Consider the following 14,489-nt stretch of genomic DNA (forward strand, 5'->3'; position numbering starts at 1 on the left):
TTGTGGGTCTGTCCAGATCCATACCGTACCCAAGTCCAATTCTTGGCTGGCTCCAGGCGTGTTACGGTTGCCCAAGATTCGCTATGAAACCAGAGGAAAACCATGAGCCACGACAAGCCAACCAGGCCCCAGAACCCCGACAATCAACAGGACGAAGACGCCATTGCTTTCGCCCAGGGGTTGTTCGAACTGGCCCGGAATGGTGGTGCCGGCCCCCTCAGCGTGATGCTCAACGCCGGCGTACCCGTGGACATCCGCACCAACACCGGTGACAGCCTGCTGATGCTCGCCTGCAGCAACGGCCACAAAGACACCGCGCGCCTGCTGCTGGAACAGGGTGCCGACCCCAACCTGGCCAACGACCAGCTACAAACGCCCCTGGCCAGCGCGGTGTATCAGGGCAATACCGACATTGTAGACCTGCTGCTGACCTCCGGCGCCGACGTCGACCATCGCCCGGCAGGCGCCAAAACACCGCTGATGGTCGCCGCCATGTTCAATCGGGTGGATATGATTGGGCGTTTGCTGGAAGCAGGCGCGGATAAATCGTTGAAAGATGAGGATGGGCAAACGGCAGAGGATCTGGCCCGGACCATGGAAGCGAACGAGGCTATCGGGGCGTTGTCGTCGTAGCGGCAGAATCACGAACAAAACGCCTCAGCGTGACTTCGACCGTCACCGCCAGGGTTTCGAGTGTCTCGGCACGAACCCGCCCCTCCGCAGGCGCCCGGTAAAAATGCGGCGTCATCGCCAGCAGGTCGGCAATCGCCTCCTGGCTTTCCAAGGTCAGTGAATAACGAATCGTCTCTGTCCCCAGACTCAAAAAACCTTCAGGCACGTCAACAGCTGGCGGCTTTTCGGGTTTGAGCGACGGATAAATAATCTCCCGCAGTTCCCGCAGGTGATCGGGGCCAGCGTCGGCCTGGATCAGGATGCCGCCGGGTTTGAGCACACGGGCAAACTCACTGTAGACGGGAAAGCCAAACAGGCAGAGTACGCAATCCAGGCTGCCGTTCAACACCGGCAGGTTAGCGTTACTGCCGACCAGCCAACGGGGGCGCTTATCCTGCTTCGCGGCGGCCAAGGTCGCCCACTTGGAGATATCCACTCCCACCAGCGCAAGAGACCTCTCCGTATTTGCCGCTGCCAGTTGCCGGAGGTAATAGCCCTCTCCACACCCAGCGTCCAGGCAGGCCAGTGGTTTGGCATCGTCGGCTCCGGGCGCCACCGCTTTGTTCACGGCCCCGGCAATGGGCTGATAGAAACCGGCATTCAGGAAGCGCCGGCGCGCCGCCACCATGTCCTTGCTATCACCCGGGTCCAGCGAGCGCTTCTTCTGGACCGGCAGCAGGTGCAGGTAGCCCTGGCGGGCAACATCAAAACTGTGACCAGCCGGGCAACGCCAGCAGGTACCGGACTGGTTCAGGGGCTCACCGTCCAACGGGCAGGCCAGGGCACTGAAGGTGTCCATGCTCACAGGCTCGCGGCCTCCGGCCCTGACGTGCGGCTTGAGAAGCGGCGGATAAATGCCCAGAATAACGACGCAGCGATCAGACAAGGGACGCCACCGTGAAGGGCGAGATTATCCATTACACCCGGGACGCACTCGGTGGCATTCTGGTGGTCGACTATCGCAAACATCGGGTGATGACCTTTGATTCGGTGTTTGAGCAAAGCAAGATAGATCGCCGCAGGCCCCATCTTCCCGTTCATGAGTACAGCCGCGCCATGCTGTTGCCAGTTGCCTTTGCGCAGCCCGCACACGCCACGATACTTGGCCTCGGCGGCGGCGTGATGGCCAGTGCGCTGCTGCACCTGCTGCCGGAGTGCCAGGTCCACGCGGTGGAACTGCGGCCCCGGGTGCTGGAGGTGGCCCGCGAATACTTCAGCCTGCCGCATTCCGCCAACCTGACGATGACCATCGGCGATGCCAGGGACGCTCTCGGCAAAGCGCCGGACGGTAGCAGCGACCTCATCCTGGCCGACATGTACAACTCCGACCGTATGAGCCCGGCCCAGGCCCAGCGGCAGTTTATCAGACAATGCAGCCGGGTACTTGGCGACGACGGCTGGCTCGCCATCAATTATCACCGCACGCCGGACATCAATGGTCCGTTGTTCCACCAGCTGCGCGCGGGGTTTGCAGTCCTCCTGCTGTTCAAGAGTAAAACCAACAACACGGTGATCTTCGCCAGCAAGCGTCCCTTTGAAGCCCTGCACACCAAAGCCCCCTCCCTGGTGGCGCTGGAAAACCGCCTGCCTATCGACTGGCGACGTTTAATGGGGCGGGTGATTCGCCTGAACTGATCGACCTCTGCTTTCCTTCTCAGCCTTCATTTCTCCTCACAAAGTAGCACCTGCCCGGCCCGGAGGTCGCATTGTGCCCGCATGGCAAATCTCTAGCATGGATCTGACCAACAACAAGAAATCGATGGAGAGAGACCATGCCCTTGCGGCTATTGCTGCTGTTGGTCCTAGCCTGTTTTCCCCTGGCGACGTATGGCGCCCTGGACGATGAGAAGCAGGCGTTAATCCAGGAACTATTCCCCAAGGCCACAGACATTCGTGACCGGTTGCCGGACTACCCGGTGTACCCGGTGTATCAGCTTCAGGAGCTGATAGGCTACGCCTACGAATCCCGCGATATCAGTCCACTCCAGGGCTTTGCCGGGAAACCCGTCAGCATGTTGATCGGGCTCGACAGCCGCGGCCGCTTTACCGGCATTCGCATTCTCAACCATCACGAACCGGTGTTTCTTCATGGACTTGGCGAAGAACCGCTGTTCGAGTTCATCGACCAGTACGAGGGCCGCTCACTTACCGAACAGATTATTATCGATACGTCGGGCTCTCGCAGCGGCAAAAGCCCGGATGGCAACGTGGTGCATTTCGATGGAGTGAGTAAGGCCACGGTCTCCGTGCTGATCATCAACGACACGGTTCTGTCCTCGGCCCTCAAGGTGGCTCGAAAGAAGCTCGCCGGATTTACTCAGGAAGCGCCTACCCGGGCGAAAACCGATCTCTACCAACCGCTGTCGTGGGCGCAACTGATCGAACGGGGGTACATCGGCCACTGGCGTATCAGCTCTGCGGCGATCGAACAGAAACTGGGCTCGCCCCTGGTGGATTATCCCGAGGCGTCGCAACCTGACCCTGGCGAGCCTTTCGCCGAGCTGTTTTTCGGCTACATCAACGCACCAATGGTGGGCCGCAATCTGTTGGGCGACGAAGGTTTCCAGCGGCTGAAAGAAAAGACGGGGCCAGACGCCCAGATACTGGCCGTCATGTCCCGCGGACTTTACCCACACCTACCGGATGACTTCACCCCAGGAAGCTCACCGGATCGCCTGGGATTGCAGCAAAATAGTCTGTCGCTGGACATTCGCGATATCAACGTGTTCGACCAGAACATACAGATCAACGCCGACGGCATGCCGGAGTTCGCCCGGACAACCCTGTTCCGGGTCGGCGGCAACGCAGGCTTCAATCCCGGTGCCGAAGCGACTCTGAAGCTGGGCGTCACATTGCGGAAGAATCACCTGGTTGCCGACAGCACCGAGCTGGAGATCCCGATGGCCTTTGCGCAGGAGCTGTTCGAAGCCGTCGAGGTGACACCTCGGCCAGAAGACAATCGCCAACCGGTGTGGATCGGGCTATGGAAGGAACGCTGGTTGACCATTTCCCTGTTGGTCCTCAGTCTCACCCTGTTGACGGTGTTCTTCGCCCGCCAGCGCACCCTGAGCCAATATCCGAAACTGGTGCATCGGTTCCGCTGGGGCTTTCTGTTGTTCACCCTGTTCTTTATCGGCTTCTATGCTCAGGGTCAGCTTTCGGTGGTGAATATCTACACCCTGTTCCTGGCCATCTGGGACGGTTTTTCACTCAACGTATTCCTGATGGACCCGGTGCTGTTTATCCTGTGGACCTACACCTTTATCAGCCTGTTTGTCTGGGGGCGCGGGCTGTTCTGTGGCTGGCTATGCCCCTTTGGCGCGTTGCAGGAGATGGCGGCCTGGTTGGGCGAGAAACTGAAGTTCCGCCAGGTGAAAGTACCGGAAAAATGGCATCGGCGGCTGATTCTATTGAAGTACCCGATACTTCTGGTACTGGTGGGAACGGCGTTCTATTCACTGGAACTGGCAGAGAAGCTGGTGGAAGTGGAACCGTTCAAAACCGGCATCACGCTCTTCTTCGTGCGTTATTGGCCGTTCGTCGCCTATGCCGTTGGCCTGCTGGTGGTGGGTATGTTCATCCACAAGTTCTACTGCCGCTACCTTTGCCCGCTCGGGGCCGGCCTGGCGGTTCTGGGCAAGCTGCGCCTGTTCAGTTGGCTCGACCGGGTGGAGCTGTGCGGCAAGCCTTGCCAGCACTGCAAGAACAGTTGCGGAATCAATGCGATCCATAAAGATGGCCGGATTGACTACAACGAATGCATCCAGTGCCTGGAGTGCGTGGTGATTCTGAAAGACCAGAGCCAATGCGTGGACAAGGTGCTGGAGAAGAAACGCCAGCGGCAAGCGCAGATACTGGCAACGGATGCGGGCTGAACCGCACCCGTAGCGTCAGGGAATCGTTCCGTTACTTCTTCTTTTCCCAGGCAAACTTCTGGAATGGCTCATCAACCGGCGTTTCCGCAATGTGGTTGATGTAGTTGCTCATGACTTTCTGGGACAGCACCAGGATCACTTCCAGTACCTGACGATGCTTATAGCCAGCACCATAGAACGCATCCAGTTCTTCCTTACCGACATTACCTTTCTTGTGCATGACAGCCAGCGTGAACGTCCTCAGGGCTTCAAGCTTGTCACTGGGCAGTGGCGTCTCGTCGCGCAGCGCGTTGATGATGTCGTCCGACACTTCCATCATCTTGGCGATTCCGGTGTGCGCCGGCACGCAGTAATGGCAGGCGTTCTCTACGTTAATGGTCTGCCAGACAACGGTTTTCTCATCATTGTCAAAACTGCTTTCCAGCACCAACCGGTGCAAGGTCTGATAACCCTCAAGAGTTCCTGGTGCTTCTGCCATGATCCCGTGCAAACTGGGAATCATGCCAAAGCCCTTGACTGAATTTTCCAGAAGCGGTTTTGATTTTTCGGGCGCCGATTTGACATCGTGGATGGTGAAATCCGTCATAACACTCTCCTTTCGGTTAATGTTGAGCGTTCATTCAATTACAAACCCACGGTAACTGTTTTTGAGCGATCACTCAAGCTATCATTACGAGGAATTAAATCACCCGTCGTTGGCAGGTACCCATGGCCAGAAACGCTCGTTACGATCGACAAATCGCGCTAGACAAAGCAATGAACCTGTTTTGGGAGCGGGGCTATGCCGGCGCTTCCATGAAGCAGATTGAGCAGGCTCTGGACATGCGCCCTGGCAGCATTTATGCAACCTTTGGCAGCAAGGATGGACTGTTCAGCGAAGCGCTGGCTGCCTATGCACAGAGAAGCGGGCTGGAACTGCGCGAGCACTTGGCTGGAAGTCCGTCGGTGATGGACGGGCTGCAAGAGCACCTTCGTTGCATCGCACGACAGGCCAGCCCCGGCGGCGAGTCGCCATCCCGCGCCTGCATGGTCGTTAAAACCCTGCTCGAAGCCAGTAACACCAATACAGCCATTGCAAACCAGGCGAACTCGATCCTGAGCGCTATTGAGCAGGCCCTGACTGAACTTCTGGAGCAGGCGAAACGCCAGGGCGAGCTGGCACCAGGAACCCATTGTGCCCGGCTGGCAAGACTGCTTCAGGCACAGATCATTGGCCTCCGGTCTTTTGCCCAGCGGGAGATCAGCTCTGAACAGGTCGCTGAGCTTGCCGAAGACATGGCCGCCATGCTCGATCACTATCGTGCCCGCCACTAGACCCCGCCCGCTCAGGGCCTGCCCCGGATATAGGTACTAACGGCGAATTGTCCCTGTCACAACAGTGCGTTAGCATTACCGCTCTGTGTCGTTGCCTTCCCCAGTGAGGACAGCCAAGGGTTTTTGACGAGAGTTCTTGGCTATCTTCACTTCAGGAACCCTTGTCATGGATAATCTGCATCACATCGTCGTCGTAGGCGGCGGCGCGGGCGGTCTTGAGCTGGCCACCCGCCTCGGTAACAAACTCGGAAAGAAACGCAAAGCCCGTATCACCCTGGTCGACGCCGGCCTGACCCACGTCTGGAAACCCCTGCTTCACGAAGTGGCCTCCGGCTCGCTTGATGCCAACGCCAACGAAATCAACTACCGGGCCCACGCACGCAAGCATCACTATGAATTCCAGCTCGGGCGCATGAACGGCCTGGATCACAACGCCAGGGAAGTGATCATCGCGCCATTCCACGATGAGGACGGCGGCGAAGTCGTGCCGGAACGCCGCATCGGTTATGACACCCTGGTGATTGCCGTGGGCAGTACAGCGAACGACTTCGGAACCCCCGGCGCCCAGGATCATTGCCTGTTCCTGGACAGCCTCAACCAGGCCCGGCGTTTCCACAACCTGATGCTTAACGCATTTTTGCGTAAGAACCACGATGCCCAATCCGGCAATGGCCATGAACTGCCCATCACCATCATTGGCGCCGGCGCAACCGGCGTTGAACTGGCAGCGGAACTGCGACTGGCTTCCAGGGAACTGCCCATATACGGTATGAATCACCTGCGGCCGGAGGACGTATCCATTACCGTTGTCGAAGCCGCTGACCGCATTCTGCCGGCGCTGCCGGCCCGGCTCTCCGAGGCCGCAACCCGCGAACTGGATCACCAGAATGTCAGGGTGATGACTGGCGAGCCCGTCAGCGAAGTCCGCGATGGCGTGGTGGTGCTCAAAGACGGCACGGAAATCGCCTCGGAGATGACCATCTGGGCCGCCGGCATCAAGGCGCCTGCGTTCCTGGCAACACTGGACGGCCTGGAAACGAACCGTGGCAACCAGATCAAGGTGAAGCAAACCCTGGAGGCCACCACGGCTCCGGACATCTTTGCCTTTGGCGATTGCGCCGAGTGCCCCCAGCCCCAGTCAGAACGGCCCGTACCACCGCGTGCTCAATCCGCGCACCAGCAGGCGGACACTCTTTTCAAGACCCTGTGTCATCGACTGGAAGGCCGTGAGGCGGTTCCGTTTGTCTACAACGACCATGGTTCGCTGATCAATTTCAGCCGCTACACCACCGTGGGGAACCTGATGGGGAATCTCTCCGGTCGCAGTATGTACATCGAGGGCAAAGTCGCGCGCCTGTTTTACCTGTCGCTCTACCGCATGCACCAGGTCGCGCTGCACGGCGTCGTTCGAACCGGAATCATCTGGTTGATGGACCGGATAAGCCGGGCCATGCACCCGCGCCTGAAACTGCACTGATCCGCTCGTGACCCTGCTATCATCGAGACATATTCCCAGGCCGGAGCAGGAATGGATCCGCTAGTTACTCTGATCGGCGCTCTGATGCTGGTCATCAGCATCATGCTCAGCCCGCTGTCCAGCAGGCTGGGCATGCCGGTACTGCTGATTTTTCTCGTGGTCGGCATGATCATGGGGGAAGACGGTCCCGGTGGCATCCTCTTCGACGACTTCGAGCTGGCGTTCCTGATTGCCAACCTGGCGCTCGGCGTGATCCTGCTGGATGGCGGCATGCGCACCCGGGCAGAAACCTTTCGTGTCGGTCTCCGCCCGGCATTGGTACTCGCTTCCGTTGGCGTATTCCTGACCGCCTCCGGGGCCGGCCTGGTGGCCTGGTGGGTGTTTGACATGCACTGGCTGACAGCACTGCTGATTGGCGCCATTATCTCCTCCACCGATGCAGCGGCAGTGTTTTCACTGCTTCAGGGGCGCGGCCTTCATTTGAACGAACGGGTCAGTGCAACCCTGGAAATCGAGTCCGGCAGCAACGACCCGATGGCGATTTTCCTGACCCTGATGCTGGTCACCATGATTGAGGCAGGCGGAACATCCGAAGGCTGGATGGCGATGATGATGCTGGTGAAGCAATTCGGCATTGGCGGTGCGGTAGGCGTCGCCGGCGGTTTTATCGTAGTGGAACTGGCCAACCGGGTTCGGCTGACCCCGTCGCTATACCCTTTGCTGGTGGTGGCCGCCGGCATCATGGTGTTCTCCGGCACCAACGCGCTCGGAGGTAGCGGTTTCCTGGCGATCTATCTGGCCGGTGTGGTGGTTGGCAACCGCCCGGTTCGAATGATGCCGATGATTCTCCAGGTTCACGATGGCCTGGCCTGGCTGGCCCAGCTATGCCTGTTCCTGATGCTGGGGTTGTTGGTCACGCCCTCGGAACTGTTGCCTCTCGCCGGGGGCGGTCTGATCCTGGCGCTGGCGCTGATTTTCCTGATCCGGCCGCTGACGGTGATGGCGACACTCTGGCCTTTCGGTTTTAATCGACGCGAGCTGGGCTTTATCAGCTGGGTTGGTTTGCGAGGCGCCGTGCCCATTGTGCTGGCGTTATTCCCGATCATCGCCGGGCTGCCGGAGGCGCAGCTCATCTTCCATGTTGCCTTCTTCATCGTACTGGTGTCGCTGGTGGTCCAGGGGACCACCATGGCGCCACTGGCCAGGAAGCTGCGACTGGAAGTCCCCGCAGGTGAAGATCCCTACCGCCGCCTGCCCCTCGATGTCCCGGCCGCCGGGGACCACGAACTGATGCTGTTCCCGCTCCGGGGCGGTGCCTGGGAGTCACCCAGGCCCCTGGGCCAGCTCCGTTTACCGGACAACACGGCCATCGCTGGCGTTTTCCGCAAACGGACGTGTTATCAGCCCAGCCCGGATATGGAAGTCGCCAGCGGCGATGTACTGGCAATGTTTGCAACGCCAGCGATGCTGTCCGAGCTGGGCAAAGCCCTCAGCGGTCGCCATGCACCCAAATACCTCGCCGAGCGCGCCTTCTTTGGCGACTTCGTGCTCAATGGTGATGCTCTGCTGGGGGATGTGGAGCAGGTCTACGGCATCGAGTTTGACCAGCTGCCCCCAGAATTGTCCCTGGCGGAGTGCTTTGCGCGGCGCACCAAAGGGCATCCGGTGGTGGGCGACAAGGTGGTACTGGGCCCCGTTACCCTGGTCGCAAGGGCAACCGAGGCCGACCGGGTGACGAAGGTAGGCCTGAAAATGGACAACCAATAAAAATCTTTAACAAAAACACTCAAAACCCTGGTTCGATTAACAAAAGTCCTGTGCTATAAAGTGTACAAAGATTAATCATTGACTCCTTATGCTACTGAAAATGTCGATTTCACTCTCCGGCACCGGCCGGTCCTCAGTTGCCATTGCCAGCTTTCTGGCCTTTGCTTTCTCGTTGTTGCTGGCGCCCCTATCCCCGCTATCGGCATCGGAGCTGCCGATGGGTGCCATGGATGAAACGCCGGAAGTCAGCGAGGTTCTGGTTCGCAAGGAAGAGCGCAGGCTTTACCTGCTGTCCGGTGACCAGGTGGTGCGCAGCTACCGTATCGGGCTGGGCGACAACCCCTCGGGGCACAAGCTCTACGAAGGGGATAAGCGCACCCCCGAAGGTAAATATGTGCTGGATTGGCGTAACTCCAACAGCGATTTCTACAAATCCATCCACATTTCCTATCCCAATGCTGAAGACCGCGAGCAGGCTTCTGCCTGGGGGCTCGATCCCGGCGGTAGCATCATGATTCATGGTTTGCCAAACGAAGCCGGTGATATGGCATTCGCTTTCCTGGGATTGGACTGGACCGATGGTTGCATCGCCGTCAGTAACGAGGAAATGGACGAAATCTGGCAATTGGTGGCTGATGGTACGCCAATACGGATTGTCCCCTGACACTGATCCAATCCCCGCTTCATGCGTAGATTCTTGCTGCAATATTAAGTTGTTGTCATAACCTAGGAACTTTTACGTATCCTTAGTTAACATTTCTGTCTAGACTGATTTACACTGTTTGACGATGTCGTTGGCCAAACGCTAACGACCCCGTTTTGACAGAATGTCTGCACCAACGACTTCTGGAACGCAGGAAATAAAACGACCAATAAGGGGATATACAATGCGTAAACTGACGATCGCAGGGTTTGCACTGGCCACCGCACTGACCGCAGGTTGTGCGACAACCGACCAGGGCGCTCTCGACGAAGCAAATGCAACCGCTTCTTCCGCCGAGCAAACCGCTGAAAATGCACTGAACACCGCTAACAGCGCTTCCAGCGCTGCACGCTCCGCTCAGCGCACTGCTGACGAAGCACTGGCTGCCGCCAAGGCTGCCCAGAAGGCTGCTAACGAAGCCAACGAGCGCGCCAAGCGTATGCTCGAGCGTGCCAGCCAGAAGTAAGGCTGTTACGTAAAAAAAGGCCGGGATTCGTCCCGGCCTTTTTTGTGGGCGCCTGGTAGCACTCATCAGGATTCGTCGTTATCGCTCTTCGGCTTCTGTGGTGAGGGCGTTTTGCTCATAAAGGCAGACATCATTTCCATCGGCAGCGGGAACACAATCGTGGAACTGTTGTTGGTGCTCATATCCGCCAGGGTTTGCATGTAGCGCAGCTGCATTGCTCCAGAGTTGGCGGACATAACTTCGGCCGCTTCAACCAGCTTTTTCGATGCCTGCAATTCACCCTCCGCGTGAATCACCTTGGCACGACGCTCCCGCTCTGCCTCCGCCTGACGGGCAATGGCACGAATCATCGACTCATTCAGGTCCACGTGCTTGATTTCAACGTTGGCGACCTTGATGCCCCATTCCTCGGTCTGGGCGTCGATAATACTCTGGATATCCGAATTCAGCTTGTCACGCTCTGAGAGCATTTCATCGAGATCATGCTTACCCAGTACCGAACGCAACGTCGTCTGGGCCAGTTGACTGGTAGCAGAGCCGAAATCCTCGACCCGTATAATCGCACGCTCAGGGTCGACCACCCGGAAATACAGCACGGCATTGACCCGCACGGTCACGTTGTCTTTCGAGATAACGTCCTGGCTTGGCACGTCCAACGCAATAACACGCAAATCCACGCGGGTTATCTGTTGGATACCTGGGATTACGATGATCAGGCCAGGCCCTTTGACACCCTGAAAGCGCCCCAGGAAGAAAACCACGCCACGCTCGTATTCCGGCAGAATCTTGATCGCCGACCCAAGAATCAGCAGGAGCACCACCGTGGGTGCGATATAGGGAATCAGGTCTGTGATGTTCATAAGGCCTCCTTCGTTGGCTTGATCGCCGGGTAACCTGTCAACATTCTCCAGGCCGGCGTCAGGGTTCCGCTTTGTCGGCTTCGACGTACACCGTCAAACCTTCCAATGCAGTCACCCTCAGCTTGTCACCGTTGCCTACTGGGGATTTGCAGGCGGCATTCCAGCGTTCACCGCTCATGCGCACGTGCCCCCTGAAATACCCGTCGTCTTCCTGAAAGTCATCAAGTGCGGTCACTCTCTCGTGGACAATCTGTTCGCTTCCGCTGACCGGGTGCTTCCGGCGCAAGCCGATGAACTTGATGACGGTCCAGAGGATAAAGCCGGCCGCGACCAGTGCCGTGCCACCGATGGTGGGCAGTGAAATCTCCTGATGGCTGCCGTCCATCAGTATGATGGAACCGGCTACAAACGCGACAATCCCCCCTATGCCCAGTATGCCGAAGCTGGGCATAAAGGCCTCGCCGACAATGAAGGCAAGCCCCAACAGAATCAGCGCCAGGCCCGCGTAATTGACGGACAGCACCTGGAAGGCAAACAGTGCGAGGATCAGGCAGATAGCGCCAATCACACCCGGGAATATCGCCCCGGGGTTGGATAATTCGAAGATAATGCCGTAGAAGCCGATGATCATCAGGAAGTAAGCGACATTCGGATTGGTGATCACCGATAGCAGTCGCGTGCGCCAGTCCGGGTCTGCTCGCGTCAATTCAATGTTCGCGGTGGCCAGCGTTTTCTCGCCATTGGCCATTTTCACGGTGCGCCCGTCGATCTGCTGCATCAGGCTGTCCATGTTGTCAGCCACCACATCGACCACGTTCTGCGCCAACGCTTCTTCGGCGCCCAGGTTGACGGCTTCGCGCACTGCCTGCTCCGCCCAGTCGGCGTTGCGGCCATGTCGCTCCGCCAGGCCACGGATGTAGCTGACGGCATCTTCCAGAACCTTACGCTCCATGGCCGTGCCGCCTCGGCGTTTATCGGAGGCGTCATCCTGCGCCGATTCCTCGTTTCCGGCACTTTCCTTGTCATCGGGATTGGCATCCCCGGCGTCTTCTGCAGGCTTCTGTTCCTCGGAACCGGGCAGCCCGCCCATCTGGACCGGCGTGGCCGAACCCAGGTGGGTGGCCCCTGCCATGGCCGCCACGTGACTGCCATAGAGAATGTAGGTACCGGCGCTGGCGGCACGCGCCCCTGCCGGCGACACCCAGGTCACCACGGGTACCTCTGAAGAAAGGATCTCCTTGATGATACCGCGCATGGATTCCATCAGACCGCCAGGGGTATCCATCCGGATAACAAGCAACTCGGCACCTTCGGACTCGGCGCGGCGAATGCCACGCACCAGGTAATCCATGGTGGCGGGGCCGATAGCCCCGTCGACGGTCAACACAAGACCTCTCGGAGCGTCATCCTGCTGGGCGATAACCGTATGGGACAGAGAGGCCAATGCCAGCACCAGGCCCAGCAGGAACACGGCCAGCCACCAGTGCAGGCGGCCGGAGGGATTGGATTGGTTGGGTCGGTTAGCGATCATCACTCCTCCCCGGATCCGTTCAGCGGATCAGAGCCTTCGGTATCAGAACCAGAGGCGTTGCTTCTCACCTTTATTGCCATCTGGGGTACTTCGCATCGGCCCGGCAGACTCATCCGCGACGCGGGTCAGACGTTCACCCACCATCCGCGGCAGGCCGTCCGCCTGGTCCACAGCCAGTTCAATGGCCATGCGCTTCACTTCCACACCGGGCATTTTCTGGCGGAAGTCTTCCACCTTTTTCTGCACCTGCTTCCACAATTGTTCACGGTCCTGCTGACTGTAGTCTTCTTCAGGGCGGTGTACCTCCAGCCAGACCTCATTACCTTTCAGGCCGATCTTCACGGGCTCATGGATAACCTGCACCGGCGTGCCCTTACTGACTTCGTAGACAAACCGCGATATATCCTCGTTGTACATGCGGAAACAACCGTGACTGACCTGCATGCCCACTCCGAACAACTTGTTGGTACCGTGAATCAGGTACCCTTTCTCACTGAGCATCAGTGCGTGGGACCCCAGAGGATTACCCGGCCCCGGTGGAATCATCCTGGGCAGGTACTCTCCCGCAGCTTCGTATTCGGCACGGATGCTTGCAGGCGGATACCAGGCCGGCGACTCCAGTGGCATGGTCACTTCAGCGTTGGTCAGTGGCGATGGGTTGTCATCGGTGCCTACCCCCACCGGATAGACCTGTACCTTTCCCTCAGTAAAGTAGTACAAACGGTATTCCGCCAGATTGATGATTATGCCCTCGCGCTTTACATCCGGAAGCACGTAGTGCCGGGGCACAGTTATCCGGGTGCCATCACCGGGCAGCCAGGGATCAACACCGGGGTTGGCCTTAACGAGTTCCAGATAACCAAGACTGTTCTGATTGCCAATGGCCGCAAAGGTGTCTTCATAGCGGGTGGTCATCACCGACAGCTCCCCGGCCAGATCCCCGTCAATGGAAAACCGGGGAACACGGGGCTTCTCGGGGGTGTCGCTTTTTCCTTCGGCTGTAGTCAGTTCCTGACCCCCGGCCTGCGCTTCCGTTTCGGCACCAACCACGTTGGCCGACACCAGGGCCAGCAAAACCAGCAGAAAACCTGTCAACTGCGTTCGATACATAGCGTCTCAATCCGATATCCGGTCTGCGGCGACAACAACGCGCTTCAAACCGACGTCAGGGCTGTCCAAACGGTGGCAACAGCCAGAATCACAAATAGAAGACTGGCTCCAACTCTGGCCGTCGCCAGTGGTAACCGCTCCATCAACCATTTACCAGCCATGATAACCGGTATATTAGCTAGCAGCATACCAACGGTGGTGCCCATAATCACCCAGAAGGTGTCCGTATATCGCGCGGCCAGCACCACGGTTGCAACCTGGGTCTTGTCGCCGATCTCCGCCAGGAAGAACATCACCGTCGTGGCCATGAAGGCGCCCATCCCCAGGAACGCCGAATCGCCATTGTCATCCTTGTCCGGAATCAACAACCAGAGCGCAATGGCCACGAAGCTGGTAGCCAGGATCCAGGGTAGCCAGGCTTGCGGAATCCACTCTGCGATCCAGGCACCCAACAGCGCTGACAAGGCATGGTTCAGCAGGGTGGCGACAAGTATGCCAAGAATGATGGGCGCACGCTTGGCGTAACGGGCAACCAGGAAGAGAGAGAGTAGTTGGGTCTTGTCGCCGATCTCCGCAATGGCGACCGCAAACGTTGAAGCGAGAAAAGCGTCCATGAAAAGCTCCGGGGCGGACATTCAGACATGAGACAGCCCACCTTCCGCCCTGGGAGGTGAAACTGCCTCAGGTCTTGCCAATTTCACCGATGTACCGGTG

General features: G+C 58.5%; 14 protein-coding genes. 8 read left to right on the forward strand and 6 right to left on the reverse strand.

Translation table 11 applies throughout. The annotated features are described in order from the left end of the window. Window positions 1–102 precede the first annotated feature (102 nt). On the forward strand, window positions 103–633 hold the full coding sequence (locus B2590_RS10235; protein WP_085678122.1) for an ankyrin repeat domain-containing protein: 531 nt from the start codon (window positions 103–105) through the stop codon (window positions 631–633). Here the strand turns inward: B2590_RS10235 and B2590_RS10240 are convergent. Continuing rightward, a complete protein-coding gene (locus B2590_RS10240) occupies window positions 611–1,558 on the reverse strand; it encodes a putative RNA methyltransferase (RefSeq protein WP_349677111.1) in 948 nt (315 codons plus the stop codon). The two genes, B2590_RS10235 and B2590_RS10240, sit on opposite strands and share 23 nt — an antisense overlap. Window positions 1,559–1,569: 11 nt before the next feature. Here B2590_RS10240 and B2590_RS10245 point away from each other — a divergent pair, with 11 nt between their 5' ends. Together B2590_RS10245 and B2590_RS10250 are read left to right on the forward strand one after the other, a co-directional pair. Beyond that, window positions 1,570–2,307, forward strand: coding sequence for a spermidine synthase (locus B2590_RS10245; RefSeq protein ID WP_286810513.1), 738 nt, complete (start codon window positions 1,570–1,572; stop codon window positions 2,305–2,307). A 137-nt stretch (window positions 2,308–2,444) separates the two neighbouring features. Next, window positions 2,445–4,547 carry a NosR/NirI family protein gene (locus B2590_RS10250; protein WP_286810514.1) on the forward strand — a complete coding sequence of 701 codons (2,103 nt, stop codon included), beginning with the start codon at window positions 2,445–2,447 and terminating at the stop codon, window positions 4,545–4,547. Window positions 4,548–4,578: 31 nt separating this feature from the next. Here the strand turns inward: B2590_RS10250 and B2590_RS10255 are convergent, their stop codons facing one another. Continuing rightward, on the reverse strand, window positions 4,579–5,133 hold the full coding sequence (locus tag B2590_RS10255) for a carboxymuconolactone decarboxylase family protein (RefSeq protein WP_286810515.1): 555 nt from the start codon (window positions 5,131–5,133) through the stop codon (window positions 4,579–4,581). Window positions 5,134–5,255: 122 nt separating this feature from the next. Between B2590_RS10255 and B2590_RS10260 the strand changes: the two genes are divergently transcribed. The 5 genes from B2590_RS10260 to B2590_RS10280 all read left to right on the forward strand — a co-directional run bounded on the left by B2590_RS10260 (window position 5,256) and on the right by B2590_RS10280 (window position 10,274). After that, window positions 5,256–5,861 carry a TetR/AcrR family transcriptional regulator gene (locus B2590_RS10260; RefSeq protein ID WP_036207639.1) on the forward strand — a complete coding sequence of 202 codons (606 nt, stop codon included), beginning with the start codon at window positions 5,256–5,258 and terminating at the stop codon, window positions 5,859–5,861. 166 nt (window positions 5,862–6,027) lie between these two features. After that, window positions 6,028–7,338, forward strand: coding sequence for an NAD(P)/FAD-dependent oxidoreductase (locus tag B2590_RS10265; protein ID WP_036207642.1), 1,311 nt, complete (start codon window positions 6,028–6,030; stop codon window positions 7,336–7,338). A 51-nt stretch (window positions 7,339–7,389) separates the two neighbouring features. Beyond that, window positions 7,390–9,105 carry a potassium/proton antiporter gene (locus tag B2590_RS10270; RefSeq protein ID WP_127402061.1) on the forward strand — a complete coding sequence of 572 codons (1,716 nt, stop codon included), beginning with the start codon at window positions 7,390–7,392 and terminating at the stop codon, window positions 9,103–9,105. Between the two features lie 217 nt (window positions 9,106–9,322). After that, entirely contained in the window at window positions 9,323–9,769 is a 447-nt protein-coding gene (locus B2590_RS10275) for a L,D-transpeptidase family protein (RefSeq protein WP_226910032.1), read from the forward strand. A gap of 223 nt (window positions 9,770–9,992) precedes the next feature. Then, a complete protein-coding gene (locus B2590_RS10280; RefSeq protein WP_007154661.1) occupies window positions 9,993–10,274 on the forward strand; it encodes an Lpp/OprI family alanine-zipper lipoprotein in 282 nt (93 codons plus the stop codon). Window positions 10,275–10,339: 65 nt separating this feature from the next. Here the strand turns inward: B2590_RS10280 and B2590_RS10285 are convergent, their stop codons facing one another. Genes B2590_RS10285 through B2590_RS10300 form a run of 4 tightly spaced genes read right to left on the reverse strand, consistent with a single transcriptional unit; the run spans window position 10,340 to window position 14,389 of the window. After that, a complete protein-coding gene (locus B2590_RS10285; RefSeq protein WP_041332783.1) occupies window positions 10,340–11,134 on the reverse strand; it encodes a slipin family protein in 795 nt (264 codons plus the stop codon). A 58-nt stretch (window positions 11,135–11,192) separates the two neighbouring features. Continuing rightward, window positions 11,193–12,665: an NfeD family protein gene (locus B2590_RS10290; RefSeq protein ID WP_075196354.1), complete on the reverse strand. Its 1,473-nt coding sequence runs from the start codon at window positions 12,663–12,665 to the stop codon at window positions 11,193–11,195. 42 nt (window positions 12,666–12,707) lie between these two features. After that, the gene (locus B2590_RS10295; protein WP_127402059.1) at window positions 12,708–13,775 is read right to left on the reverse strand and encodes a L,D-transpeptidase family protein; all 1,068 of its coding nucleotides are present in this window, start codon (window positions 13,773–13,775) and stop codon (window positions 12,708–12,710) included. 44 nt (window positions 13,776–13,819) lie between these two features. Next, a complete protein-coding gene (locus B2590_RS10300; protein ID WP_286810516.1) occupies window positions 13,820–14,389 on the reverse strand; it encodes a TMEM165/GDT1 family protein in 570 nt (189 codons plus the stop codon). Between the last annotated feature and the right edge of the window lie 100 nt (window positions 14,390–14,489).

It is taken from the genome of Marinobacter sp. UBA3604, from assembly GCF_002375325.1.
GTDB classification, from domain to species: Bacteria; Pseudomonadota; Gammaproteobacteria; order Pseudomonadales; family Oleiphilaceae; genus Marinobacter; species Marinobacter salarius.

What these genes read in the sequence shown, in the direction of transcription:
- B2590_RS10270 (WP_127402061.1), top strand. Translation starts at nt 7,390, where the DNA reads ATGGATCCGCTAGTTACTCTGATCGGCGCTCTGATGCTGGTCATCAGC.
- B2590_RS10300 (WP_286810516.1), bottom strand. Translation starts at nt 14,389, where the DNA reads ATGGACGCTTTTCTCGCTTCAACGTTTGCGGTCGCCATTGCGGAGATC.
- B2590_RS10275 (WP_226910032.1), top strand. Translation starts at nt 9,323, where the DNA reads ATGGGTGCCATGGATGAAACGCCGGAAGTCAGCGAGGTTCTGGTTCGC.
- B2590_RS10280 (WP_007154661.1), top strand. Translation starts at nt 9,993, where the DNA reads ATGCGTAAACTGACGATCGCAGGGTTTGCACTGGCCACCGCACTGACC.
- B2590_RS10265 (WP_036207642.1), top strand. Translation starts at nt 6,028, where the DNA reads ATGGATAATCTGCATCACATCGTCGTCGTAGGCGGCGGCGCGGGCGGT.
- B2590_RS10295 (WP_127402059.1), bottom strand. Translation starts at nt 13,775, where the DNA reads ATGTATCGAACGCAGTTGACAGGTTTTCTGCTGGTTTTGCTGGCCCTG.
- B2590_RS10260 (WP_036207639.1), top strand. Translation starts at nt 5,256, where the DNA reads ATGGCCAGAAACGCTCGTTACGATCGACAAATCGCGCTAGACAAAGCA.
- B2590_RS10285 (WP_041332783.1), bottom strand. Translation starts at nt 11,134, where the DNA reads ATGAACATCACAGACCTGATTCCCTATATCGCACCCACGGTGGTGCTC.
- B2590_RS10290 (WP_075196354.1), bottom strand. Translation starts at nt 12,665, where the DNA reads ATGATCGCTAACCGACCCAACCAATCCAATCCCTCCGGCCGCCTGCAC.
- B2590_RS10255 (WP_286810515.1), bottom strand. Translation starts at nt 5,133, where the DNA reads ATGACGGATTTCACCATCCACGATGTCAAATCGGCGCCCGAAAAATCA.
- B2590_RS10250 (WP_286810514.1), top strand. Translation starts at nt 2,445, where the DNA reads ATGCCCTTGCGGCTATTGCTGCTGTTGGTCCTAGCCTGTTTTCCCCTG.
- B2590_RS10235 (WP_085678122.1), top strand. Translation starts at nt 103, where the DNA reads ATGAGCCACGACAAGCCAACCAGGCCCCAGAACCCCGACAATCAACAG.